1 protein-coding gene is annotated in these 282 nt (G+C 38.3%); it reads left to right on the top strand.

Features of this window, described 5'->3' with window-relative positions; translation table 11 throughout:
* Positions 1-282, top strand: a 282-nt coding sequence (locus tag AAEZ03_RS26930; RefSeq protein ID WP_350582865.1) for a YaaA family protein, incomplete at both ends; no start/stop codon positions are given.

Below are 282 nucleotides of genomic sequence, written 5' to 3'. Positions count from 1 at the left end.
AAGTTACTGATACCATCAATGCGCGTATGGCTGATAGCGATGACAAAGTATTGATTAATTTGGCTTCCAATGAGTATTTTAAAGCGGTGAAAAAAAAGGCGCTAAATGCTGAAATTATCACACCACGATTTGAAGACGAGAAAAATGGTCACTATAAAGTGATTAGCTTTTATGCCAAAAAAGCGCGTGGCCTTATGGTAAAGTATGCGGCAGATAACAAACTGACCAATGCTGAGCAGCTTAAGCAATTTGATTTGGCGGGTTATTATTATTGTGCAGATG

Origin of the sequence: Pseudomonas sp. HY2-MNA-CIBAN-0224 (assembly GCF_040310285.1) — a bacterium.
Lineage (GTDB): Bacteria > Pseudomonadota > Gammaproteobacteria > Pseudomonadales > Pseudomonadaceae > Aquipseudomonas > Aquipseudomonas helleri.
Note: the sequence above shows the minus strand (reverse complement) of the source record. Positions and strands in the feature narration are given on the sequence as shown.